This window comes from Ekhidna sp., from assembly GCF_965212185.1.
Lineage (GTDB): Bacteria > Bacteroidota > Bacteroidia > Cytophagales > Cyclobacteriaceae > Ekhidna.
In genome coordinates this window covers 3,727,632-3,751,356 of the sequence record NZ_OZ243102.1, presented here as the reverse complement: position 1 = coordinate 3,751,356, position 23,725 = coordinate 3,727,632, and the positions used below count along the sequence as shown (strand labels likewise).

Annotated in this window: 22 protein-coding genes; 15 read left to right on the top strand and 7 right to left on the bottom strand. The window is 39.3% G+C overall.

The genetic code is table 11. The features are described from left to right. Nucleotides 1-83: 83 nt before the first annotated feature. Nucleotides 84-1,547 (bottom strand): helix-turn-helix domain-containing protein, encoded by a 1,464-nt coding sequence (locus ACOMC3_RS16415; protein ID WP_420316971.1) that lies wholly within the window; start codon nt 1,545-1,547, stop codon nt 84-86. 92 nt (nt 1,548-1,639) lie between these two features. On the opposite strand from ACOMC3_RS16415, the gene ACOMC3_RS16410 reads away from it, so the two are divergent. The 5 genes from ACOMC3_RS16410 (at nt 1,640) to hemB (ending at nt 8,908) form a co-directional block, all read left to right on the top strand. Beyond that, nucleotides 1,640-3,538: a malate synthase gene (locus ACOMC3_RS16410; RefSeq protein WP_420316970.1), complete on the top strand. Its 1,899-nt coding sequence runs from the start codon at nt 1,640-1,642 to the stop codon at nt 3,536-3,538. Continuing rightward, nucleotides 3,535-5,799 (top strand): isocitrate lyase/phosphoenolpyruvate mutase family protein, encoded by a 2,265-nt coding sequence (locus ACOMC3_RS16405; RefSeq protein WP_420316969.1) that lies wholly within the window; start codon nt 3,535-3,537, stop codon nt 5,797-5,799. The genes ACOMC3_RS16410 and ACOMC3_RS16405 overlap by 4 nt, the downstream gene beginning before the upstream one ends. 486 nt (nt 5,800-6,285) lie before the next feature. Continuing rightward, nucleotides 6,286-6,912 (top strand): hypothetical protein, encoded by a 627-nt coding sequence (locus tag ACOMC3_RS16400; RefSeq protein ID WP_420316968.1) that lies wholly within the window; start codon nt 6,286-6,288, stop codon nt 6,910-6,912. Continuing rightward, a complete protein-coding gene (locus tag ACOMC3_RS16395; RefSeq protein WP_420316967.1) occupies nt 6,909-7,943 on the top strand; it encodes a WD40/YVTN/BNR-like repeat-containing protein in 1,035 nt (344 codons plus the stop codon). The genes ACOMC3_RS16400 and ACOMC3_RS16395 overlap by 4 nt, the downstream gene beginning before the upstream one ends. Next, entirely contained in the window at nt 7,940-8,908 is a 969-nt protein-coding gene (gene hemB / locus ACOMC3_RS16390; protein ID WP_420316966.1) for a porphobilinogen synthase, read from the top strand. Before ACOMC3_RS16395 ends, hemB begins: the two co-directional genes overlap by 4 nt. On the opposite strand, the gene ACOMC3_RS16385 is transcribed toward hemB, so the two are convergent. From ACOMC3_RS16385 to ACOMC3_RS16370, 4 genes are all read right to left on the bottom strand, one after another. Then, nucleotides 8,865-9,701 carry a hypothetical protein gene (locus tag ACOMC3_RS16385; RefSeq protein ID WP_420316965.1) on the bottom strand — a complete coding sequence of 279 codons (837 nt, stop codon included), beginning with the start codon at nt 9,699-9,701 and terminating at the stop codon, nt 8,865-8,867. The genes hemB and ACOMC3_RS16385 overlap by 44 nt on opposite strands. A 78-nt stretch (nt 9,702-9,779) precedes the next feature. Next, the gene (locus tag ACOMC3_RS16380; RefSeq protein ID WP_420316964.1) at nt 9,780-10,157 is read right to left on the bottom strand and encodes a co-chaperone GroES; all 378 of its coding nucleotides are present in this window, start codon (nt 10,155-10,157) and stop codon (nt 9,780-9,782) included. A 30-nt stretch (nt 10,158-10,187) separates the two neighbouring features. Then, the gene (gene rmuC / locus ACOMC3_RS16375) at nt 10,188-11,537 is read right to left on the bottom strand and encodes a DNA recombination protein RmuC (RefSeq protein WP_420316963.1); all 1,350 of its coding nucleotides are present in this window, start codon (nt 11,535-11,537) and stop codon (nt 10,188-10,190) included. A 38-nt stretch (nt 11,538-11,575) separates the two neighbouring features. After that, complete coding sequence (locus ACOMC3_RS16370) at nt 11,576-12,292, bottom strand: pyridoxine 5'-phosphate synthase (protein ID WP_420316962.1); 717 nt, start codon at nt 12,290-12,292, stop codon at nt 11,576-11,578. A gap of 52 nt (nt 12,293-12,344) precedes the next feature. On the opposite strand from ACOMC3_RS16370, the gene ACOMC3_RS16365 reads away from it, so the two are divergent. The 10 genes from ACOMC3_RS16365 (at nt 12,345) to ACOMC3_RS16320 (ending at nt 21,443) form a co-directional block, all read left to right on the top strand. Then, the gene (locus ACOMC3_RS16365) at nt 12,345-12,794 is read left to right on the top strand and encodes a GatB/YqeY domain-containing protein (RefSeq protein ID WP_420316961.1); all 450 of its coding nucleotides are present in this window, start codon (nt 12,345-12,347) and stop codon (nt 12,792-12,794) included. A gap of 1 nt (nt 12,795) precedes the next feature. Continuing rightward, a complete protein-coding gene (locus tag ACOMC3_RS16360; RefSeq protein ID WP_420316960.1) occupies nt 12,796-13,335 on the top strand; it encodes a CvpA family protein in 540 nt (179 codons plus the stop codon). A gap of 20 nt (nt 13,336-13,355) precedes the next feature. Beyond that, nucleotides 13,356-14,018: a cbs domain containing protein gene (locus tag ACOMC3_RS16355; protein ID WP_420316959.1), complete on the top strand. Its 663-nt coding sequence runs from the start codon at nt 13,356-13,358 to the stop codon at nt 14,016-14,018. Continuing rightward, nucleotides 14,015-14,887 carry an NAD kinase gene (locus ACOMC3_RS16350; RefSeq protein WP_420316958.1) on the top strand — a complete coding sequence of 291 codons (873 nt, stop codon included), beginning with the start codon at nt 14,015-14,017 and terminating at the stop codon, nt 14,885-14,887. The genes ACOMC3_RS16355 and ACOMC3_RS16350 overlap by 4 nt, the downstream gene beginning before the upstream one ends. Nucleotides 14,888-15,048: 161 nt before the next feature. Further along, nucleotides 15,049-16,134, top strand: a complete 1,086-nt coding sequence (locus ACOMC3_RS16345; protein WP_420316957.1) for a hypothetical protein — start codon at nt 15,049-15,051, stop codon at nt 16,132-16,134. Nucleotides 16,135-16,137: 3 nt separating this feature from the next. Continuing rightward, nucleotides 16,138-16,827: a DUF6089 family protein gene (locus tag ACOMC3_RS16340; protein ID WP_420316956.1), complete on the top strand. Its 690-nt coding sequence runs from the start codon at nt 16,138-16,140 to the stop codon at nt 16,825-16,827. Between the two features lie 84 nt (nt 16,828-16,911). Beyond that, a complete protein-coding gene (locus ACOMC3_RS16335; RefSeq protein WP_420319324.1) occupies nt 16,912-17,631 on the top strand; it encodes an isoprenyl transferase in 720 nt (239 codons plus the stop codon). Beyond that, nucleotides 17,628-20,282: a BamA/OMP85 family outer membrane protein gene (locus ACOMC3_RS16330; protein WP_420316955.1), complete on the top strand. Its 2,655-nt coding sequence runs from the start codon at nt 17,628-17,630 to the stop codon at nt 20,280-20,282. Before ACOMC3_RS16335 ends, ACOMC3_RS16330 begins: the two co-directional genes overlap by 4 nt. A gap of 23 nt (nt 20,283-20,305) precedes the next feature. Then, entirely contained in the window at nt 20,306-20,839 is a 534-nt protein-coding gene (locus ACOMC3_RS16325; protein ID WP_420316954.1) for an OmpH family outer membrane protein, read from the top strand. Between the two features lie 73 nt (nt 20,840-20,912). Further along, a complete protein-coding gene (locus tag ACOMC3_RS16320; protein ID WP_420316953.1) occupies nt 20,913-21,443 on the top strand; it encodes an OmpH family outer membrane protein in 531 nt (176 codons plus the stop codon). A gap of 50 nt (nt 21,444-21,493) precedes the next feature. On the opposite strand, the gene chrA is transcribed toward ACOMC3_RS16320, so the two are convergent. Together chrA and ACOMC3_RS16310 are read right to left on the bottom strand one after the other, a co-directional pair. After that, nucleotides 21,494-22,675 (bottom strand): chromate efflux transporter, encoded by a 1,182-nt coding sequence (chrA, locus tag ACOMC3_RS16315; RefSeq protein ID WP_420316952.1) that lies wholly within the window; start codon nt 22,673-22,675, stop codon nt 21,494-21,496. Nucleotides 22,676-22,678: 3 nt separating this feature from the next. After that, nucleotides 22,679-23,641: an isopenicillin N synthase family dioxygenase gene (locus tag ACOMC3_RS16310; protein WP_420316951.1), complete on the bottom strand. Its 963-nt coding sequence runs from the start codon at nt 23,639-23,641 to the stop codon at nt 22,679-22,681. Nucleotides 23,642-23,725 lie beyond the last annotated feature (84 nt).

The window sequence follows — 23,725 nt, the reverse complement described above, 5'->3', positions numbered from 1 at the left end:
TAACAAGTTTACCACCTACCTGTTCTATTCCATTTGGAGAAAATATTCCTGTCGTGGAATAATAACTACCTCCTTCAACTTTATTAAAGTTTCTTTAACTCCTCTTCCAGCTCTTCCTCAAGGTTTCTTTTATTAACGATCGTAGGTGGTGCGACACGATGCTCACAGTCAGATATCGAACACTGCTCACAGGTTGTATGAACCGTCCGTCTTCTAAGGCCATCATCCTTCATGAAATTAAAAGCCCCCTTTAGCGTATCCGTCATAGACAGCCCGATGGTTACACTTGTACCATTCTGATTATCAAACCTACTTGGTTCGGCTATTGAAATACAGAAATAAGCATTATTCGACTGCCAGTACTCAGAAACCTGCGCATCAACAACATGATCTGATTTAGATCCATTGAGCTGCTTAATACTACTAATGGAAACCCACCGATGACACAAGTGCTCTTCGAGTTGATTCTGATACGGTTGATGTAAACCAGATAGATGTAGTTCTTTGGTAATTCGGTAATTGACAAGGCCTTTGGTGCTATCCAACCGAATGAAAAATAGGTCATCAATGCCAAAGTGTTTAGGCAATATGTTCGTCAATCGTTGCAGTAACGTTTCCGGAGTTACTTGATATTTTTTTATCAATCGCTCAATATGATTCGGACTCCAGGCAGTCGAAAGCGCCATTTCCTTAATGTCATTCACAAGTTCATCAGCATCCATCAAAAAAGCAGCACCAAAATAAGACGCTTTGAAGTTGTTAAGCAGCTTCTCAAACGATGCTTCCTTATTTAGTGTCGTTTCAAATGGGCGCTCTGCCAGTGCTAGATGTTGAAATCCGATTTCTTTCGCAATAACAAATTTCTGCTGTTCATCACTTAGTTGATTATTTAAATATAGCGTCCGTTTTTCTGTAGAATAAAAGGATCGAATCCGCTGCAGCATTTTATGCTCGCCGAGCCTTACCTCATCTATTTGAATTGCATAATTCTTAGCTAGTAATTTCTTTAATGTCGAGAGTGAAGGAGTTATACTTTTGATTCCAGCGCTTTTTCGAAAATCAGCTGCAGCCGATTCCAACGATTGAAAATAATTATCGTGCATGTCCTGATAGGACCGAAGTGCCACACGATAAAAGTGCTCTTTTTCAATCTGGTAGCTTCTGACCATTTTCAATATGGTACTTATGAATGCACTGATCTTATCCGGAGCGTTACTAAAAATATCAATTACCTTTTCCAGATTAAGGCCAAACTCTTCTGTAGGAAAGTATTTAAAAAACCCTGAATTTAATAGCTCTACAACTGGTCGCAGCTTTTTATCTGCCTGGGTACTTACCAGTTCATCATACGTTACCTCAAAAGCCTTGGCCAAGGCACGAATCTTATCCGGCTTGGGATATTTTTTCCCTTTTTCAATGTCATTGAGGTAAGAAACCGATAATCCTGTCTGATCGGACAATGCCTGATAAGAAATCCCCACCTTAGATCGCAAGTGCTTCACCTTAAACCCCAATATCAATTTCAAAATGTCATTATCCGAAATCATTCGGTGAATTTAGATATTAAAGAGTAAAAAATAATATTAGCGGAATTTCCGCTTATAGATAATTTTTATATATTTGATGAAAATTCAATTCTATGTCACAGCTACATATTCCCCCGGATCGATTAATTGCTTATCGAGATATCTACACAGATGATGCGCTAACTGCTCTTGAATACCTGGCCGTCTTTAATGCACAGCAGAAGGAGCTAATGAATCTTCGTTCGGATCGAAGAAAAGTTCGAATCGAGTCTGGTGATACGCCCCATTTTCTTCCAGAGGAAAAAATCATTGGCAACAGTTCACTTACTGTTAAAGATGCTCGTGATGGCAACTTTGAAGGAGCAACTATCCCTGAGGACTTGCAATGCCAGTGGATTCAGGGTACCGGACCGGCTGCCAAACCAAATGCTTCTTTAAAGTCAAGCATTCGAAATGTGGCCTACGCTCTTCTTTCTGGTGCAGACGGCTGGATGTTTGATGGAGAAGATGCGCTTGGACAAATAGACTCCATGTCTTTGGATAATATTCGAAATCTCAAACTAGCCATTCATCAAGATCCGGTTTTTCTTGAAGTTGCCAAACAAGTTGCTCAGGAAATGAACCATTGGTCAAATGGCTTTTTCGGAAAAGAAATTGTAGCTGACTCACAACAACAACTTGACTTTACTACCATCATTTACCGGGTGAGGGGACTTCACCTGGATGATCGACACATTACCATGGAGGATGGAGATTCTTTCTCTGCCTCTATCACAGACTTAACGCTTTATGTTGTCAACAACTATAAAAAACTTTTATCAAGAGGTCGATCTGTTGTGCTGTATTTCCCCAAAATTCAAACGGCAGATGAAGCAGCTTTTTGGAACGAATTAATAACTGCATTAGAAATTCATCTAGAGATTGAAGAGGGCACGATTAAAACGTATGTGCTTGTTGAGCAGTTGGAGGCCGCCATGCAGCTCATGGAAATACGAGCTGCCCTTGGCAAGCACTTTGTAGGATTCAATACCGGCCGATGGGATTACATAAATAGTGTATCCGATGCATTGGCTGGAGTACCGTACTTCATCAACCCAAACATCGAATCCATCACAATGGATTACAGCTATATGGCTGCCTATGAAGATCGGGTTCGACGAACGGTTAACACCCCTGACAAGAATGGGAATTTTGCATTGTGGCAAGGAGGAATGGAACCAAATATTCCAGTAGGTGGCGAAAAGGGTGTTGAAGAAAGCATGAAAAAAGCTGTAGCCGGAGCTGAACGAGAACAACAGGCCGGAGCATCAGGAAAGTGGGTTGCACATTGGAAAATGGTGCACATCATTCGTCCTGTCTGGGAAAAAGTAGGTGTCGCAAACCAGTTGGGAAGAACATTTGATCCGCTGACCTACACAGAAAAAGATGAAAAGGAACTCATGAACTTGGCAGATTCACCTAGAACCATTCGAGGAGCAAGAAATCTGTTAAGTGTTGCATTGCAGTACGGTAATGCCTTTTTACAAGGATTTCAGGCAGCTGCACTTAAGCCGGCAGACTTCTTCGGTGATGATAACATACTCTACCTCATGGAAGATATGGCAACAGGAGAAATTCGAGTGAGCGTCCTGTGGGAGTGGGTGCATAAAAAAGCCAAAATAACGGAAGCAGATAAAGAGGTCAACCTAGTAAAAGGAGAACCTTTTACAAGAGCATTGTTTGATCGCTTGCTTGAAGAAGAGTTTGAAAAACTGATGAAAGCGAACAATCGTGATGTTCATAATGACTCCAAATTGACAACCCTGCCGATTTCTAAGATGATTGTCTCACGGCTGGTTCATGACTCAACCAAAGCCCCGTGGTATATAGACCTGCTCAATTTGAACTTAAACAACACAGACTTCAAGATTGCTGAGGAACGTGTTGACGCATATTTCCAACAATTAAAAACTACTGGCCATCGAATCACAGCTAATCTGGATTTGGTGACGCTTAAACCAACATACGCATGAAAACTGAAACTACTATCATACAGAACGCAGTTGAAGAAGCAAATGAATTCTTCAATAGACCAAGATTTAAGGACATCAAACGCCTTTATACTGCCAGACAAGTAGCAGAGCAGCAAGGAACCATCTTTCAGGATTATTCAATAGCAAAAGCAGCTTCAAAAGATTTTTTTCAAAAGCTTAGGGAAAAATATTCAGAAAAGTCTTCCATAACCACTTTTGGCCCTTATTCACCTGGCCAGGCGGTCATGATGAAGCGTGCAGGAATCGAAGGAATTTACCTTGGAGGCTGGGCTACCTCCGCCAAAGGTTCCGCAGATGAGGATCCGGGTGCCGATCTTGCAAGCTACCCGCTAAGTCAGGTGCCAAATGAAGCCGCCTCAATAGTTAGGGCACTACTTGCAGCAGATAAAAATCAACGATTTCATCGGTGTAAAATGACTGAGGGCGAACGTAAGGAATCACCCATGATAGACTTTTCGCCATACATCATTGCGGATGCGGACACAGGTCACGGAGGTGATGCACACGTCCGAAACCTGGTTAGAAGATTTGTGGAGGCAGGTGTGCCAGGCTATCATATTGAAGACCAGAAACCGGGCACCAAAAAGTGTGGACACCAGGGAGGGAAAGTACTTGTTCCATGCGATGAGCAAATCAAGCGATTAAATGCAGCTCGTTTCCAATTGGATGTAATGCGTGTAGAGGGAATAATTGTGGCACGAACCGATGCTGAGGCGGCCACTTTGATGGAATCTATCAGTGATGAACGTGATCAGCCATTTGTACTAGGCGTTACGAATCCAAACATCCCAAGCTACAAATCGGTACTTATAACGCTACATGCCCTTTTAAATGAATATGGCATTGACACCTATGGGCATATGCTTTATAGTGAGCAAGTCATAGCTTCACAGGCAAGAAAATGGCTAAATGGCATTGGGATAGAACAAAAAATTGAGGAGTATTCAGAGATTCTTAAAACAGATGAGGCCATCACTTTTGAGAAAGCACTTAATGAGTTGATTGACTTTGTTGTGGGAGAATGGGAAAAAGATGCTGTAATAAAAACCATTGGTGATGCTGCAAAACAAGCCATCGTACTTGCCATGAGCGATGGCCTTGAATTGGACATTGCCCTTGGATGGGAGTGCGAGATAGAAAAAATGTCCATCGCTGATGTTAAGGCCTATCTTAAAGAATTGGGGATTTCATTTTACTGGAACTGTGATGCGATGCGATCTCCGGAAGGCTATTTTCAGATCAAAGGTGGCATCCCATTCGCCATTGCGAAATCTTTGGCTGTGGCACCCTTTGCTGATATTTTATGGATGGAAACAAAAACCGCAGACTTAGCAGACGCGAAAAAGTTTGCAGATGCCATTCATGCTGAGTTTCCAGATAAAATGTTGGCTTACAATCTTTCCCCTTCATTTAATTGGGATTCTACTGGTATGACGGAAGAAGAGATGATGGCATTTCCATCAGAACTTGCTAAAATGGGCTTTGTCTTTAATTTCATCACGTACGGAGGTCACCAAATTGACGGATTGGCCGCTGAGGAATTTTCAGATTCATTGAACAATGAAGGCATGCTCGCACTGGCTAAAGTTCAGCGCAAGCTTAGATTGCTGGATTCGCCATATAAAACTCCTCAGACCTTAGTTGGTGGAACCCGATTAGATGGAGCCCTTGCAGCATCATCAGGGCGAACTGCGACGACAAGAGCCATGGGTAAAGGTTCCACGCAATTTCAGCATCTGCTTCACACCGAATTGCCCCTATTGACTCTTAAAAAATGGCTACACGAATGGAAAACGATCAATGAAATTAATGTGGAACTAAAAGTGAAATTAAAGCCCCAAAGCATGGGATCGTCAACACTTGAACTTTCCGTTTCATCTAATAAAGAAATGATAGCCAATATCGTCTTCAGTACATTGGTTGATCGTAACAAGGTGGCTATCCTTTCAATCAGGGATCAAAACACGTTTGTCTCCAGCTATAGAAGAAAAAGATTGATGACACTGATCCATATCTTCTTGCTTAATCGATTCCACTCGGATAAAGTCCACTACCTCACGCCAACGGCAGATAATGTGAAGCAATGCGAGGCGATGGCCAAACGCAACATTTACAGCAATGTCCATGAGGAAGTTGGGAACATTATCGTAGCTGAAGTTCAAAGAGATGATGTGGTTGCCTATGTAAATCAGGAAAACAAGATCAAAGATTTATTGCAGATCGGTCAGCTTGTACTCTAAACAAATTCCTAATCTCTCCTTCTTTACTACGGATAGAGCGCCTCAATCATGAGGCGCTCTTTTTTTGCCGCTAATAAAAAGAGGAGCGGCTTTTATTTTGTCATTAGTGGCTATTAAGGCCGTATAGTTATGCAGGAATTTTGTCTATTAAGTTCCTTTTTTTCCTCTTTTCTTCTCGGTGTGGGTAAAACTTAGAATTATCGAAAGGATCGAGTCCCATCAAATGACTTTCATCAAAAAATGGACGGAAATTTTCTCTAATTCTATGTCTAAAACTCCGTGTGTGAATGTGATCTTTTTTTCCGATAAACATGACCTTTGCTATTTAAATTTGAACAAGTAAATTGGATAGAATCAAATCCATAAACAATGACTACCGTTAGCTCTTTAGATGATTTTTAATCCTGAAAATCATTTTAAAAGTAAAGCAATTCAACACAAGTTATCACCGGTGCATACTAGCTTTGAATCTCAATTCAAAAGCACATGGATTTAAGACAAATCATCAAGCAAATTGTATCATCACCAGAACTACATGCTAAGTGGCTCAACTCCCTTTCCATGATGGAGAATACTGGAGCGCGAAAGATCTCAGCTTGTGAGCATGATCAGTTAGTGGATGAAATAGTATTGAAGCATGCAGCGGAAGAAGCGCGTCATGCCTATTACTTAAAAAGTCAAATTAAAAAGACAGGGTTTCAGGGATGTCAAACGTATCAGGTGCACGAACTATTGGCACCAGTTCAAAGCTCTCAGTACTTACATACACTGGATACTTTTATAAGTAGGTATCTGAAAAATGAGCTTGGATTTTCAGGCAATGAACTTAGGTATGCAGCATATCTCTTAGTGACCTATGCGATTGAAGTTCGTGCTGACGAACTCTATCCAATCTATGAAGAAGTATTAAGGGAAACGGATAGCAAAATAAGCGTCCGTATGATTGTAGTTGAAGAGCAAGGACATCTGGAAGAAATGATTATGCAGATGGATAAATTCTTCGGGGACTGGAAACAACATGCACTATTTGTAGAATCACTGGAACAAAAACTTTTTGTAAAATGGATTTCTGCTATCCAAAATTCCATTCAAAACGAACCTCAACTTGTATGAAATATTTGTTCGTCCTGATCCCCATTTTATTATTGGCTCATTGTTCAACCAAACAGCTTGAGCCAACAATCGAACCACTGGATAGCCCCACCGAATCGTTACTTCAAGCCATAAGCATCGTTGATGAAAATACCACGTGGATCAGTGGTCATGATGCAACATTTGTGAGAACCAGGGATTCAGGAGAAAGCTGGGAGCTTTTCAATCATCCTACTGGGGATAGCTTACAGTTTAGAGATGTGCATGGATTTAATGAGAGCAAGGCGATTTTGATGAGTGCCGGTCCTGGTTCTCTTTCCAGAATCTTTACGTTCACTGAGCCTAATCAATGGGAAGAAAATTTTGTGATGCAAGATTCTTTAGGATTTCTTGACTGCATTGATTTTTGGGATGATGAAAGAGGCATTGCATACGGGGATGCCATTGATGATTACCCATACATCCTGCTTACCAGCGATGGAGGAAAAAGCTGGAATCGCGCTGACACAGTCAATATGCCCCTTGCTGGTAATGGAGAGGGAGGCTTTGCAGCCAGTGGTACATGTGTGACGGCCGGTGAAAATGGTAAAGCATGGATAGCCACAGGTGCAGGAGGTAACTGCAGATTTTTGATTACTGAAGATTATGGCCAATCATGGATGGAAATAAGTTCTCCTTTGGTAACCGGTGATGCTGCCGGAAATACTTCAGTTTCCTTCATTGGAGATATAGGGGTTGTTACGGGTGGTGATCTTTTAATTTCTGATGATTACACAAATAATTGTGCCTTTTCAATGGATGGAGGGGCAACTTGGAAACGGTCCAATCAACCACAAACAGTAGGTGCTTTTTATGGAAGCGCAATCACCAAAACTGACAATGAAACCCTTGCCTTTGTCTGTGGTCCTAACGGTATAGATTACACAGTTGATCTGGGTCAAAACTGGATTAACCTTGACTCAGCTAACTATTGGGCGATCTGCATAAAAGGAAAAGTTGGATATGCCAGTGGTACCGATGGCAAAATTTTGCGAATATCTTTGCAGCCATGAGGCGACCAAGAAGAAACAGAGCATCTGCGGCATTAAGAGACTTAGCTCAGGAAACTACGCTTACTACAAATGATTTCATCTTCCCGCTGTTCCTTTTGGAAGGAAGCAAAAAGAAATCTGAAGTAGAAAGTATGCCCGGTATTTTTCGTCTTTCTGAAGATCTGATACTGAAAGAGATCGAGGAATGTCTCAAAATGGGCATCAAAGGGTTCGATGTATTTCCTGTTGTGGAAGAGAAGTATAAAGATAAGACAGCCACCAAAAGCTATGATCCTGATTTCTTCTACCTGAAGACGCTCACTAAAATCAAAAAAGAGTTCCCTGAGGCACTCATCATTACTGATGTGGCTATGGATCCATATAGTAGCGATGGCCATGATGGCATTGTGGAAGATGGCAGAATCCTAAACGACGAGACGCTGGATATTTTAGGTCAGATGGCTCTCGCTCAGGCAGAGACCGGTATCGATATGATTGGTCCTTCTGATATGATGGATTTCAGAGTCGGTTACTTAAGAAATGTCCTTGATGAACAAGGTTATATAAACACAGGCATCTTGAGCTATACGGCCAAGTATGCAAGTTCTTTTTATGGCCCTTTCAGAGATGCACTGGATTCTGCTCCCAAGTTTGGGGACAAGAAAACCTACCAGATGAATCCTGCAAATAGCGATGAAGCAATTATTGAAGCAGAGCTTGATTTTAATGAAGGTGCTGATGTATTAATGGTTAAACCTGCGCTTGCCTACCTGGATATCATTCAACGATTGAAGTCAAGTTTTAACATTCCGATTGCTGCCTATAATGTTTCGGGAGAATATGCCATGATAAAAGCTGCGGGAGAAAAAGGATGGCTGGATGCCGAAAAGGCTATGATGGAATCTCTTTTGTCTATTAAGCGAGCAGGTGCAGATATGATCCTTACTTATTTTGCGAAAGAAGCAGCTGTACATCTTGACCACTAGCGCTAAGAATACTTTCATTTCTATTCAGAAATTTTATAAAAAGAGGCTTGTAGAATTCTCCATTGGGCATGGCCAATGCTTCTTGCCAGACAGGTAGTGCCAGATCAGGGCTATACTCCAAGTCCAGAGCTTTTAGAATTAAATCTGTTGCTTTTACCACATATTCTGTTCCTGCCTGAAGTTGAACCGTATAGGTTTTGGATTCCATAGTCTCACCCGCAAAGGAGCTACTTATTTTAAACGTAAAGACTCCATCACTTAAGCCATACGTTTCTGGCTTTAATGTATAATTATTATGACTCGTTCGAAAGTCTTGAATCTTATTGCCTTTGTTATCACTAACGGATAAGATGTAATTTAGAACTGGTTTGTCTTGTAGGTACCAGTACAAGGCAAATGACTCATTTTCGTTCCAGGTAATGAATCCAGTAGGGTCAAAAGGTGGATATAGGACAGTGATTACTTTCGCTGGATCAAGAATGGCATCATCCATATATAAAAGCTCAAGATTAGGCCGTTTGCTTCTATTTCTCAGCTCGTGTGGTTTTAAGTAAAAGGTGAAAATTGTTTCAGTGTGCTCATAAGTGGTGCCACCCCTATGAACCAAACTTACAAAGCCACCCTCTTTGATTTCAATGGAAGTTACGTCATCTATATAATGGAGAGCCTCAACCGGTGTGCCGTATACATTCGCGTTTTGTGCAACTAACACTTGAAACGGCTTATCACTGGTCTCTTGAGCTGGTAGATGTAAGGATATTGTTAGAATTAGAAGGCCAACAAGAATTCGCATCTTCTTATTCGGTTAATCTTCTTTAAAAGTAAGAATTAACAGAACATTATTTAAGAAAAAAAGGGAAAAATACAATTTTTAATCAAAAAGATCTTCCTCACGCTCCAACATCAAAATAGAAGATTGCGGAACGATATAATACTTTTCCTTATTGTATTGAATTTCAAATGCCCCTTTTTGTAAGAATAGTGCTAAGTCACCTTCTTTTGCTTGAAGTGGTATGTATTTGATTTTCTCATCCTCAGGTTTCCAATCTTCATCTTCCGCTGAATGGGGAATTGGATATCCTGGTCCTGCTTTAACAATATATCCGGATTGCACCTTCTCCTTCTCCTGTACTCCTGGAGGCAGGTAAATTCCACTATCAGTTTTTTGGGTTTCCTTTACTGGTTTAATAAGCACCCTGTCACCTACGACAACTATGTTTTTCAGTTTATTGTCTGCAGTCAGTTCCATCCTTTTGTCTTTAAAAATTCAAAAGTACTGTTAAAACAATTTTGGATCGTCATCTTCATCTTTAGCTCCTGCACGATATAGCAGTTTTTCATCCATGGATTTGGATGTTTTGGAGCCAAGCTCTTTCAAGCGTTCAGTTTTACGAATAAGATTGTCTTTGCCTTCCACAAGTTTGTTCATGGCTTGGCCATATTGATGCTTAGATTTATCTAAGGATTTCCCGACCTCTATTAAGTCATCTACAAATGCTTTAAACTTATCATACAGAGCACCACCTTGTCGTGCAATTTCTAATGCATTTCTGTTCTGATATTCATGTTTCCAAATGCTGGAAACAGTACGGAGAGTAGCAACCAGTGTAGCCGGACTCACAATAATGATACTTTTTTCATGTGCATCATTATAGAGTTCACCTCCATGTTGAACAACCAATGAAAAAGCAGATTCTATAGGAACGAACATGAGTACATAATCCAATGAACCACCATCAAATAACTGGTGATAGTTCTTCTCGGCCAATCCTTTGACATGTGCTTTAACGGATAAAATGTGATCTTTCAAATGTTGCTCTTTTTTTACCTCATCATCTTCATTCATGAATTTCTCATAGGCGATGAGTGACATTTTAGCATCAATGACAAGGTTCTTATTGTCAGGAAGTTTAATGATTACATCTGGACGCAATCTTCTGCCAGCTTCTGAATGCAAAGTTTCCTGAATGTGGTATTCTCTATCTTTCTCAAGTCCGGATTTTTCAAGGATACGTTCCAAAATCACTTCTCCCCAGTTACCCTGCATTTTTACATCACCTTTAAGTGCTTTGGTCAGGTTTTCTGCTTCTTTTGTCATGCGGTCATTCAATTCACGCAAGCCAATGATCTGTTCCCTTAAAGCAGTACTTCTTTCAAGACTCTCCTTATTAGTTTGCTCCACTTTCTTTTCGAATTCAGTCAATTTCTGACCTAGTGGATTCAGTAGTTCATGAAGGTTGGTCTTGTTTTGATCGGTAAACTTCTTGCTCTTCTCCTCAAAGATTTCGTTCGCCAAATTCTTAAATTCAGTGGCGAATTTTTCTTGAAGCTGTCCAAGCTCTCCTTTTTGTTCCTCTAGCCTGGTTTGTAAATTTTGATAATTTGCTTTTAAGGTACTATTCTGACTATTGAGGTGAATGATCTCCTCACGTTCTTTTCTTAGCTCGTCATTAAGTAGTTGCAGCTCACCTCCTAGCTTTTTGGATCGCTCAACCTCTAGCTTCAATTGGATCTTCAATTCGTCACTTTCAGGAACATTTTGATTGCTTCTCACTCTGTACAACAACCAACCCATTGGCAATCCAATTGCCAAACCAACAACCAAAAAAATCAAGCTCGAAATTTCCATCAATCAAAAATAGTCATTTTACTAAAATGTTTAGCAATTTAATTATTCAACTCACGTAAATACATCTGAATTGTATTTTCAAGTCCAAAATAGAGTGCATTACAAACCAGCGCATGCCCAATTGAAACTTCTTCAAGATACGGAATTTGTTGTTTTAAATAGTTTAGATTTTTCAAATCAAGATCATGACCTGCATTTAAGCCTAATCCAATTTCATGAGCATGTTGAGATGATCTCACATAATCTGAAATGGCTTGTAGCTTGTCTGCATTGTAAGCCGAAGCATACATTTCTGTATACAATTCAACTCTATCTGTTCCACACTTCCTGGCACCATCCATCAGTTTATTTTCTGGCTCAATAAATATGGAGGTTCGCACTCCCCAACTTTTGATTTGACCGATAATGTCTGTTAGCTTCTTTTCATTTTTAATGGTATCCCAACCAGCATTGGAAGTCAAAACATCCGGAGGGTCCGGAACCAATGTGGCTTGAGCTGGTCTAATGTCTTCAATAATTTTCATGAATCGATCATCCGGATACCCTTCAATGTTGAATTCTGTTGTCACTACCTCTTTAAGGTCATAAACATCCTTTTTCGTAATGTGACGCTCGTCCGGACGAGGGTGAACAGTAATGCCCTGAGCACCAAAACGTTCACAGTCTTTTGCTACCTGAACTAAATTCGGGTTATCACCACCCCTGGCATTGCGAAGGGTAGCAAACTTGTTGATGTTTACACTTAGTTGGGTCATAACTAAAGAATGTTTTTCTTCGCAAAGTTGTTCATTTAAAAACAATGAAATTATGAGTTTAAAACTGACTATAGAATCGGAAATAAAACAAGCGATGTTGAATAAAGACAAAGATCGCTTAAGAGCATTAAGAGCTATTAAATCTCAAATTTTACTAGCTGAAACCGAAAAAGGTGGTGGCGGAGAGCTGTCTGAAGACACTGAAATGAAGCTACTTACTAAGGCGGCTAAGCAACGAAAAGATTCCATTGAAGTATTCGAAAAACAAGGAAGAGACGACTTGGCAGCTACAGAAAAATCAGAATTGACAGTAATTGAAAGTTTCCTTCCAAAACAACTGTCGGAGCAAGAAGTTGAGGAAGAAGTAAAGAAGATAATCGATGAAGTAGGAGCAAGTGGACCTCAGGATATGGGCAAGGTAATGGGTGCAGCTACTAAAAAATTAGCTGGAAAGGCAGATGGTAAACTTATTTCTACATTAGCTAAAAAACTCTTAAGCTAATTTGGAAACAATAGACATCATTATTTTAGTACTTATCGGACTAGGTGCTTTTAAAGGCTATAGCCGAGGTTTTATTGTCGAAATTTTATCATTTGCTGCATTTTTTATAGGTCTTTTTTTAGCCTTAGAGTTAACTATACCCGTCTCAAAGTGGCTGTTTGGCGGAACTAGCTATTTTGAGATTACTGCCATTTTGGTATTCATTGGATTATTCCTGCTACTTAGCCTTGCAATTAAAGCAGGAGCTAAAGCACTTAAGAGTATGATTGATATGACCATTTTTGGATCGTTGGATAATCTTGTTGGTGCTTTTGCTGGAGCGATAAAATGGGCTTTTGTTATAAGCATAGTTTTTTGGCTTTTTGAATCGGTTGGGTTTGATATTGAAGGTAGATATGCGGATGATGCTGTCGTTTTTCCGTATATTGTAGATATAGGGCCAACCCTATTTAATTGGTTAAGTCAGGTTTTGCCTTTCATTAAAGATTTAATTGATTCTCTGGACAACCTATCTACGGGAAAGGATACATTTAGAACTTAAAATGATGACAATCAAATAATATGATTGCTGTACAGCTTATAAATTATATGGTTCCTCCACTCAAACCGAGCGATGATATTGCCCGTGCCAAACAATGGATGGATGAGTTTAGAGTAAAGGAATTACCGGTAGTTGATAACGAAAAACTATTGGGGTTTATCTCTGAGGATCTCCTATATGATGCAGAAATATTGAATTCAGAAGTGGGAGGTTATCCTTTAGTGGGCCAATCATGTATTGTATCTGCATCAAGTCACTACTATGACATTCTCAAAATCCAAAGTGATCATCACATGGATATGGTGGCCGTTTTAAATGATGACAAGTTTAAGGGGGTTGTATTGATTTCTGACATACTTCGAGAGTTTGCGAAAACCGCAATTGTGAATTCTGCTGGTGCAATCGTTACTATTCAGTCAAGCTTGAATGATTATTCCTTGTCAGAGATTTCACGTGTAGTTGAGATGAATGGCTCTACAATTCTTGGAGCGAATGTAAAACCGGATCTGGATGATCCCTCTCTTATTGAGATTGTATTAAGAATTAACCACCAGGATGTAAATCAAATTGCCACCGGACTAACCAAAAGTGGATATAAAGTCACCTCTTCGTTCAATACAGAAGATAACTCATTCGATGAAAAGGATAGATTTGGCCTCTTAATGAAATTTTTAGATCCATGAGTGAAGTCAAGAAAATAGCTCTTCATGGACTTACATTGGAGCCAAATTCTGAGAAATACCTTAGCCAAATCATTGATCGTCTTAACAAGGAAGGAGTTGAAATTTGGGTTACAACTCTTTTTAAAAGCAGGAATGGACAAATTGAAGATTGCAAAAATGTAATCGATGAGATCACAACTGATTTCCATGCTGTATTCAGTCTGGGAGGGGATGGTACTTTTCTTGAAACCCTTTTGTGGGTTGGTAAAACGGAGGTGCCAATTCTAGGAATCAATATGGGAAGGCTTGGATTCTTAGCCTCGATTGCTAAAGAGTATATTAAAGAATCCCTGTATCTATTCTTTAAGGGAAATTTTGAAGTGGAAAGCAGAGCATTGATTTCGCTTGAAACAAACCTTGATTTATTTAATGGTAAGACTTATGCACTTAATGAGTGTGCGATTTTAAGGAAAGATACATCTGCCATGATCATGGTTAAGTGTTACATCAATAACCAATACCTTAATACCTATTGGGCTGACGGATTGATGGTTTCTACACCAACTGGGTCTACTGGTTATTCGCTGAGCTGTGGTGGACCTTTGATGATGCCGGATTCAAAGGATTTTGTTATTACCCCTGTTAGCCCGCACAACTTAAATGTTAGGCCACTTATTGTTTCGGATGATTCGGAACTAAGATTTGAAATTGAGTCAAGAAATAGAAGCTTTCTTATCTCACTGGATTCTCGATCAGAAACGATAGAGAGTGATGTGAATATTGTCGTGAAAAAAGCTCCTTTTAGAGCCAAATTGATTAAGATAGAGGGCATTAATTTTCCTGATACAATACGAAACAAGCTGGGCTGGGGGTTTGATAAAAGGAATTAAAGGAATATATTTTCACGCATTTTTTGTCGAATGATCGTTTTATTTAGATGAAAAAGGCTTTGGATTGCATAGTTTTAAGTTTTGGTACCTGGCAATTTTATCCTATTTATGGTAAGATGAGTAAAATCTTACCTGTATTTTTGTGTTATAAAGAGTGAATTATGAAACTCAAAAGTTTTTTGGTAATCCTTCTTTCTGTTCTCATGTTTGGTTTGGCAGACAATGCCGAGGCTCAACGGAAAAATAAATACAAGAAACGAAGACAGACCAATCGAAAAGTATCACACTATAAAGGAGGATCCAGAGGATATGGTAGGTTTGAACCATATTTGTTTGTTGGTGCTCAGATAAACGCTGGAAACTATTTTGGTGATCTAGCTCCAGTTAATAAAGCTGCTAGTACAGATATCTCTTTTACGCGACCAGGCTTTGGTTTTTTGGCAGGATATAAATTTCATCACTCATTGGCAGTTACAGCTGAATTAAACTGGGTACGCTTATTTGGGGATGATTTTGCTTCAGATCCCGGAACCGAAGAGGGATTTCCAAGGTATGCTCGTAATCTTAGCTTTCGAAATGACGTAAAGGAATTTAGAATTTCTGCACAAATATTTTTAATACCTAACTATGGTGGCCCTAATCAAAGGCTACCAATAAATGCGTATCTATCTTTAGGAGCATCAGTATTTCATCATGAACCAATGGGAAAAGTCCCTGATTTCGATTATCAAAGTGAGGGTGTAAATGCGACCACTGCTGCACCGCAAGCTGGAGAATGGGTGAAACTAAGACCATTGGGCACGGAGGGTCAAAATCTTGGAGTTGTAGAACCCTACAAGTCAATAGCATTTGCAATTCCCGTTTCACTTGGAGCTCAAATGAGATTGCCTGGAACTGAATTTACTGCAGGTATTGAATTTGGAATCAGATATGCATTTACAGATTATCTGGATGATGTGAGTACTAACTATGTAGGGCTTGATCAATTTAGTGATCCATTAACAAGAATTATGTCTGATCGAGCAGCTGTTCCAGTAAGCTCAAAAGGTGAAGCAAGGGACTTATCTACATTAAGAATAATAAATAATTCTGGGGAGCACAATTACTACATTGAAGGGAACGTTGGTTCAGGAATAGACGGAACCAGACGAGGGAATCCTGATAATGATGATATGTTCTTCATGACTCAAATCAAATTGAGTTACTTACTGGGTGGTACTACACGCAGAAGAGCTAAATACAGATAAACATTGCGAAAAGCATTACTTTTTTTATTGGTGCTATCAAGTCTTACTTCATTCTCACAATTTATGGAGTTTGGAGGTGGAATCGGGACCATGAATTACTCTGGTGATTTGGTTAGAGGGTTCAGTTTCAGCACAAGTTCCTTAGCTGGAACGGGTTTCTACCGCATGAATTTTTCTGAAATTGTCACACTAAGGTTAGGACTTACACTAGGCAAAGTTCGAGGTTCGGAAACCCCAATTGATGCTTTTGCAACACAAAGAGGTCATTCTTTTAGTTCCACAGTATTGGAAATCTCATCTGTGTTTGAATACCATTTCCTTGATTTCAAGACAGAAAATGCCAGAATAAAATATTCACCATACATTTTTGGAGGTATTGGTTTTATCAATTTTAGTGATGCGCCTGCCAGCGAAGGTGTAGGGAAGATTCAACCAATTTTGCCTATAGGAGTAGGATTTAAACATCTCATTCAAAAAAAATATACCATTGCAATTGAAGCTGGAGCAAGAAAAACTTTCTTTGACTACCTGGATGGGGTTTCAGATAATGACCAAAGAATTAAAGACTACCAATATGGTAATCCAAAAGATGATGATTGGTATTTTTTCACGGGGGTAACCTTTAGCATAATACTGTTTAATGTGCCTTGTCCATTTCCTTATAGACCCAACCAATCAATTCTTTCCCGTTAATAGAAGTTAAATCATTGGTTACCATTCCCTTTAAGTAAAAAAAAGCCCATTTTTGTAGCCTTTTTGAAAAAGGAGTTGGAGGAACTGAGAAATCAAATATCAAGCGAGAACATCCCTAAGCACATTGCTGTGATTATGGATGGAAATGGAAGATGGGCTCAAAAACAGGGTGTGAAGCGATTATTCGGTCATCAAAATGCAATTGAAGCTGTGAGAGACACGACGGAAGGATGTGCAGAGTTGGGGGTAGATCATCTAACATTATATGCTTTTTCAACCGAGAATTGGGATCGGCCGAAATATGAAGTGGAGGGTTTAATGACATTATTGGTGAATACTATCAAAGATGAATTGCCTACACTTCAAAAAAACAACATTAAGCTGGCAGCTATTGGAGATATATCCATGCTACCAACTAAAGCTCAGGGTCGACTTGAAGATGCGATAACTAGGACAGGTGAAAATACAGGGATGGAGTTAGTGCTTGCATTAAACTATAGTGGTAAATGGGATTTGGTTCAAGCTATAAATTCAATGATTGAAAAAGGGCTGACTGCCATCGAACCTTCGGACGTTGATATGCATCTATCTACTAAGGGGATTCCGGACCCTGATTTGTTAATAAGAACGAGTGGAGAAATGAGGATAAGTAATTTTTTATTGTGGCAATTAGCTTATTCCGAATTACACTTTACTGATGTACTTTGGCCTGATTTTAGAAAAAGAGATTTACATGAGGCAATTGTCTCCTATCAAAGAAGAGAAAGAAGATTTGGAAAGACCAGTGATCAAGTGAAAGCATGAAGAAAGCATTAATTATAGTATTGGCAATTTTTGCCATGGAAGAAGCAAACTCACAAGTTGTCTTTGGGAGGAATCAGAATGATCAGGGAGGTGGCGTGTCAATTAACTATTCTAGCCCTCGAGAATATGAAATTGCAGACATTGAAGTAAGAGGAGTACAGTTTTTGGATAATAATGCACTTATTTCCCTATCTGGACTTAGAGTTGGAGATAAGATAAAAGTACCAGGAGATGAAATAACCACTGCAATTAAAAAACTATGGAATCAAGGTATCATAGGAAACGTATCCATATTCGCTTCTAAAGTTGAAGGAGACAAAATTTGGCTTGTAATTGAACTTACAGAGCGCCCTCGATTAACCAAATACATAATAGAAGGTGTTAGTAAGACCAAACAAGGAGAAATAGAAGAAAAAATTGGGCTTATACGAGGGAAGGTGCTTACCGATGTGGTGATTAAAAACACCGAGCTGGCAGTTCAAAAATACATGGAAAATAAAGGTTTCTTGAATGCTAAAATTGAAGTATTCCAGCAAAATGACACGATACTACGAAATAGCGCATTTTTAAAAGTTGTTATTGATCAAGGTCAAAAGGTTAAAATTAGAAATGTAAAATTTGATGGAAACGAAGAATTCACTTCAGCTAAACTGAGATCTAAGTTGAAGAAAACGGGAATGGTACCAAAGTTCTCACTACCTACTGAATTGATTAAGACAACCACAAAGCTCATTTGGCCCCCAAACCTGATCCACTTTGTGAAAAATTCTAATAAAGTATCCAAAGAGGAAGTGAGAGAATACATGGCCACTCACGTAAATTTGAATTTTTTCAAAGCCGCAAAATATCTTAAAGAAGATTATGAAGCTGACAAAGATCTTCTAATTGGTTTTTATAATTCCAAAGGTTACCGAGATGCTGAAATTGTGTCTGACACTATTTATGATATCTCCAATAAGTATATGAACGTCAACATTACTGTTGATGAAGGGAACAAATATTACTTCAGAGATATTTCATGGACTGGAAACTACATTTATACTGACGATCAACTACAGCGTATCCTTGGCATTGAAAAAGGAGATATTTATGATCTGGACCTTGTCAATCAGAAATTGAACTTTAATCCAAATGGCCCGGATATAAGTTCACTTTACATGGATGATGGATATCTCTTTTTTAGCATTAATCCCGTAGAAGTAGGTGTAACTCAAGATTCTATAAACCTTGAAATGCGAATCTATGAGGGAGCCCAGGCTACTATTGACAAAGTATTGATTAGTGGTAATGACAAAACGAATGATCATGTAATCCTTAGGGAGCTTAGAACTAGACCAGGAGATAAGTTTAGTAGAGCTGATTTGATTAGAACTCAACGAGAACTATCCCAGCTTGGATATTTTGATCCAGAGCAGGTCAATCCTAATGTTGTGCCAAACCCAGTGGCTGAAACTGCAGATATTGAATGGCAGTTGGTTGAAAGATCCAATGACCAAATCGAGCTTTCCGGTGGATGGGGTGGAGCCTTTGGATTCGTCGGAACTTTTGGAGTTTCATTCAATAACTTCTCTGTTAGAAATATTACCAAACCAGAACATTGGAGGGGACTACCAGTAGGAGATGGACAAAGTTTGTCAGTTAGATTTCAAGCGAATGGAAGAACGTTCCAGAGTTATTCTTTCAGTTTCGTAGAACCTTGGCTAGGAGGAAGAAAACCTAACTCATTCGGCTTGAGTTATAGTAAGTCTATCCAGCGATCCATCAATAGATTCACTAATGAAACTTTAGGATGGCTTAAAGTAACTGGAATTTCAGCTTCTTTAGGACGGAGAGTTAAATGGCCAGATGACTTTTTCACCGTAAGTACTGGGGTATCGTATCAGAGATATGATTTGTTCCAGTTTAACAGTAGATCATTAGGTTTTCAGACTGGCGAAGCAAATAGTATAACTTTCAATGCCTCAATTGGCAGAAACTCTGTGAGTCAGCCAATGTATCCAAGAAATGGATCAAGTATATCGTTAAGCACTTCATTCACCCCACCATTCTCACTTTGGCGTGATTTAGATTATGAAAATGCTCCACCTGAAGAACGATATAAGTGGTTGGAATATCATAAATGGAATTTTGACTCCAAATACTACCTCACCTTGGCAGGAAAACTTGTTCTGGCCGCAAGGGCTCACTTTGGTTACATTGGAGCTTACTCAAGTACAACTGATGTAGGACCGTTTGAGAGATTCCAACTTGGGGGTGATGGTTTGACTGGACAAAACTTCCTATTAGGAACTGATGTAGTTGGTCTAAGGGGTTATCCAAATAACTCAATTACACCTGTTGACAGAGAAAACAATATCGAAGGAGGAACGCTATTCAACAAATACGTTATGGAAATCAGGTATCCAATCTCCTTGGCTCAATCTGCTACAATTTATGCTCTAACCTTCGTTGAGGGAGGAAATAACCTAGATAGATTTGCCGAATTTAATCCTTACAACATGAAAAAATCTGCAGGTGTGGGCCTTAGAATCTTTATGCCAGCGTTTGGATTAATGGGAATTGACTGGGCATACGGATTTGATAGAGTTCCAGGCACATTTCAAAATGCTGGTCCACAGTTCCACTTCTCCATTGGCCAACAGATACGCTAATGAGAGAGCAAAACACAAATGCTATGAAAAAGATATCATTACTCCTATTTGGACTGTTTTTTACTGGGATTACATTTGCGCAGAAATTTGGGTATGTAGATACTCAATATATTTTGGAAAAAATGCCTGAGTATAAAGAAGCGCAGGCTGAGATTGAAAAATTAGCAAAAGGCTGGGAGAAAGAAATCCAGGAACTTTACCAGCAGGTAGAAGCAATGGAAGTGGAGTTAAAGGCTGAGGAAGTCCTTCTTACAAAAGAGATGTGGGAAGAGAGAAATGTAGAGATTGAAAGAAAATGGAAAGAAGTCAAAGAATATCAGCAATCCATTTTTGGATTTGATGGGCTCTATTTTCTAAAGAAGAAAGAGCTAGTAAAACCAGTTCAGGATCAAGTTTTTGAATCCGTAGAGCGGGTAGCGAAAAATAATAGGCTTCAAATTGTATTTGATAAATCTGGTGACCTGGTTATGATTTACACGGATCCCATCCATGATTACACCGATTTTGTACTAGAAGAACTTGGATTGGTAGAAAATCAAAGTGTCGGAAACAATTAAGCATAATAATTGAACCTTAACAACCATAAAGGGCGAAAGCCCAAACTATAAAAACGAATAAAGTTAATTTGATATGAAAGCTAGAATCTTACTAAGTACTGCCCTTGCTGTGATCGGTTTTGGAGTAATGGCGCAGTTAAAAATAGGCTATACAAATGTAGAGTATGTTTTGAGCCTTTTGCCTGAAGCAAAGCAAATCGAAAGTGAATTATCTCAGTATGATAAGCAGTTATCTGCTCAACTTGAAGCTAAATATGCTGATTACCAGGCTAAAGTGGCAGATTATCAGCAAAATGCAGCAAACTATACTGATGTGGTGCGTGCAGACAAGGAAAACGAGATCGTTAACCTTCAAACATCCATTCAGGAATTTGAGCAAAATGCACAAAACTCAATGCTGAATAAAAGAAACCAGTTGCTTCAACCAGCATTCGAAAAAATTGGAACTGCTATTGAACAAGTTTCAAAAGAAAATGGATACACGCACGTGTTCAATATGACTGCCAATGGACAAAGCATTCTTTTATATGCAAGAGAAGAAGATAACGTGACTAACTTGGTATTGAAAAAATTAGGTGTTGATCCACCAGCAGGAGGGAATTAGAAAATCATTGCTCCTAGAAAAACCTCATTAGCTATGCTAATGAGGTTTTTTTATGATAAGATAATTCCGAAAACAAGCCCAACCAGAATGATGATTGGAGTATGCACTTTAGTAAAGTGCATCATTCCAATAGTACCAAATAGCAAAATGAAATTAATGGGCTTTTGCTCCATCGGGGTGAATAATAGGAATGCGGCTGCAATTACCATTCCGGCGCTGACAGCAGTGATCCCTTCAAGGGATGCTTTTACAATTCGATATTTCTTTAATTGTTCCCAAAATCGAATAATAAAGAATATAAGGAAAGTTCCTGGTAAGAATATCCCAGCAGCGGCCACACTTGCTCCTAATATTTGACCGCCAATTCCAAATTCGCGCGCACTCATCGCACCAACATAAGCACTGAAAGAAAATACGGGTCCAGGAATCGCCTGAACAAAACCATACCCGGATATAAATTCTTGAGAGGTAAGGTATTCCTTAAACTCTACAAACTCGGTATATAGGAGAGGTACCAAAACCTGCCCACCACCAAATATTAAGCTGCCATTCCTGTAAAAATTCTCGAACAACTTTATCGGCTGATATTGTGTGACTCCCCCTAAGATTGCTGCAGCAACGAGAACCGATATCCACAGGATTAAGTTGGACCACTTGATGCTTATGCGCTCTTTTTCTTCGATTGGTTGACTCTTATACCTCCATGTGGTGGCAAGTCCCCCAAAAAGTATCAAGATGGGAAAAGCATATGGAGACTTAAAGACAAAGGAGGCAAAAGCAGATAAAATCATTAATCCAACACCAACCTTTGTATTCACCACCTTAATGGCGATTCGATAGGAGGAATATGCAACTATGCCTACGGCAATAGGCTCAATAAACCTGAGAAAGTCCAGTGAGATATTTAAGTCCTGAGCGGTGGTGACAAGTATGGCCAAAGAGGTCATGATGCAAAATGCTGGAAGCATCCATACAAGCAAGGTTAGGTATGCAAGAGTTGGTCCACCTATTTTGTAACCTAATGCAGTTATTGTTTGCGTAGATGTCGGTCCGGGTAATACCTGACAAAGAGCATATAGTTCAATTAAATCCTCTTCTGAAAGATACGCACGTTTTTCAACCAATAAGTCCAAATACATGCCAAAATGACCCTGTGGACCCCCAAAAGCTGTTAAGGATAATGCAGAGACATCTCTCAAAAAAATGATATTTCTAACCCGTCTGATCGACATCTGTTATGCCTTCAGCCCGATTTCTTTTAGTCGCTCATCCAAAAACTCTCCTGCAGTTATATCTTCAAAAGCTTTGGGATGCTCATCATCTATGCAATTTTGGAGACAAGTAAGATCCATTTCTGAAACAGGATGCATAAAAAACGGAATAGAAAAACGCGAGGTATGCATCAATTCACGAGGTGGATTTACTACCCGATGTATGGTTGATTTTAATTTACCATTGGTATGTCGCTCAAGCATGTCTCCAACGTTCACGACAATTTGTTCTGGAAGAGCTGTAATTGGAATCCACTTGCCATCTCTTCTTAACACCTGCAATCCATCTGCACTTGCTCCCATAAGTAGTGTAATTAAATTAATGTCACCGTGCTCAGCCGCTCTCACAGCATCAGGTGGCAATGAATCAGGATCTTCTATTGGGAAATAGTGGATTGGCCGAAGAATGCTATTTCCTTCTTTTACCTTGTCATCAAAATAATTCTCAGGGAGCTCTAAATAAAGAGCAATCGCTCGTAGCATTTGCATACCTGCTTTTAGCAATGTTAGATAAGCTTCAGTAGTATGCTTCTCTAATTCAGGAACTTCTTCAGGCCAAATGTTTTCTGGATAGTCTTCTCGCTGATTCTGCTCCGGTTGTCCAACATGGAAAAATTCTTTAAGGTCACCTGTATTTCTTCCTTTTGCCTTTTCTCTTCCCTTACTTATATATCCTCGTTGACCAGCTAGTTCAATGATTTCATACTTCTTTTTTATCTCATCTGGTAGACGAAAGAACTTTTCTACAGCAGCATATAAATTTTTAGTGAGCTCATCCGAAAGCCCATGATTTTTTACTGAAACGAATCCAATATTTGTATATGCCTCTCCTAATGAGCTTACAAATGCATTCTTTTGGTCGGGTGTTCCATTAGTAAAATCGGCAAGATCTAGCGATGGCACCTCCTCATATAATATATCAGCCATGATTCTTAGATTAGAACTACAATTTAATTCAGAATGAAATCAAGATGAAATGTCCACGAAGTAAACAACTTCAATTGAAACAAA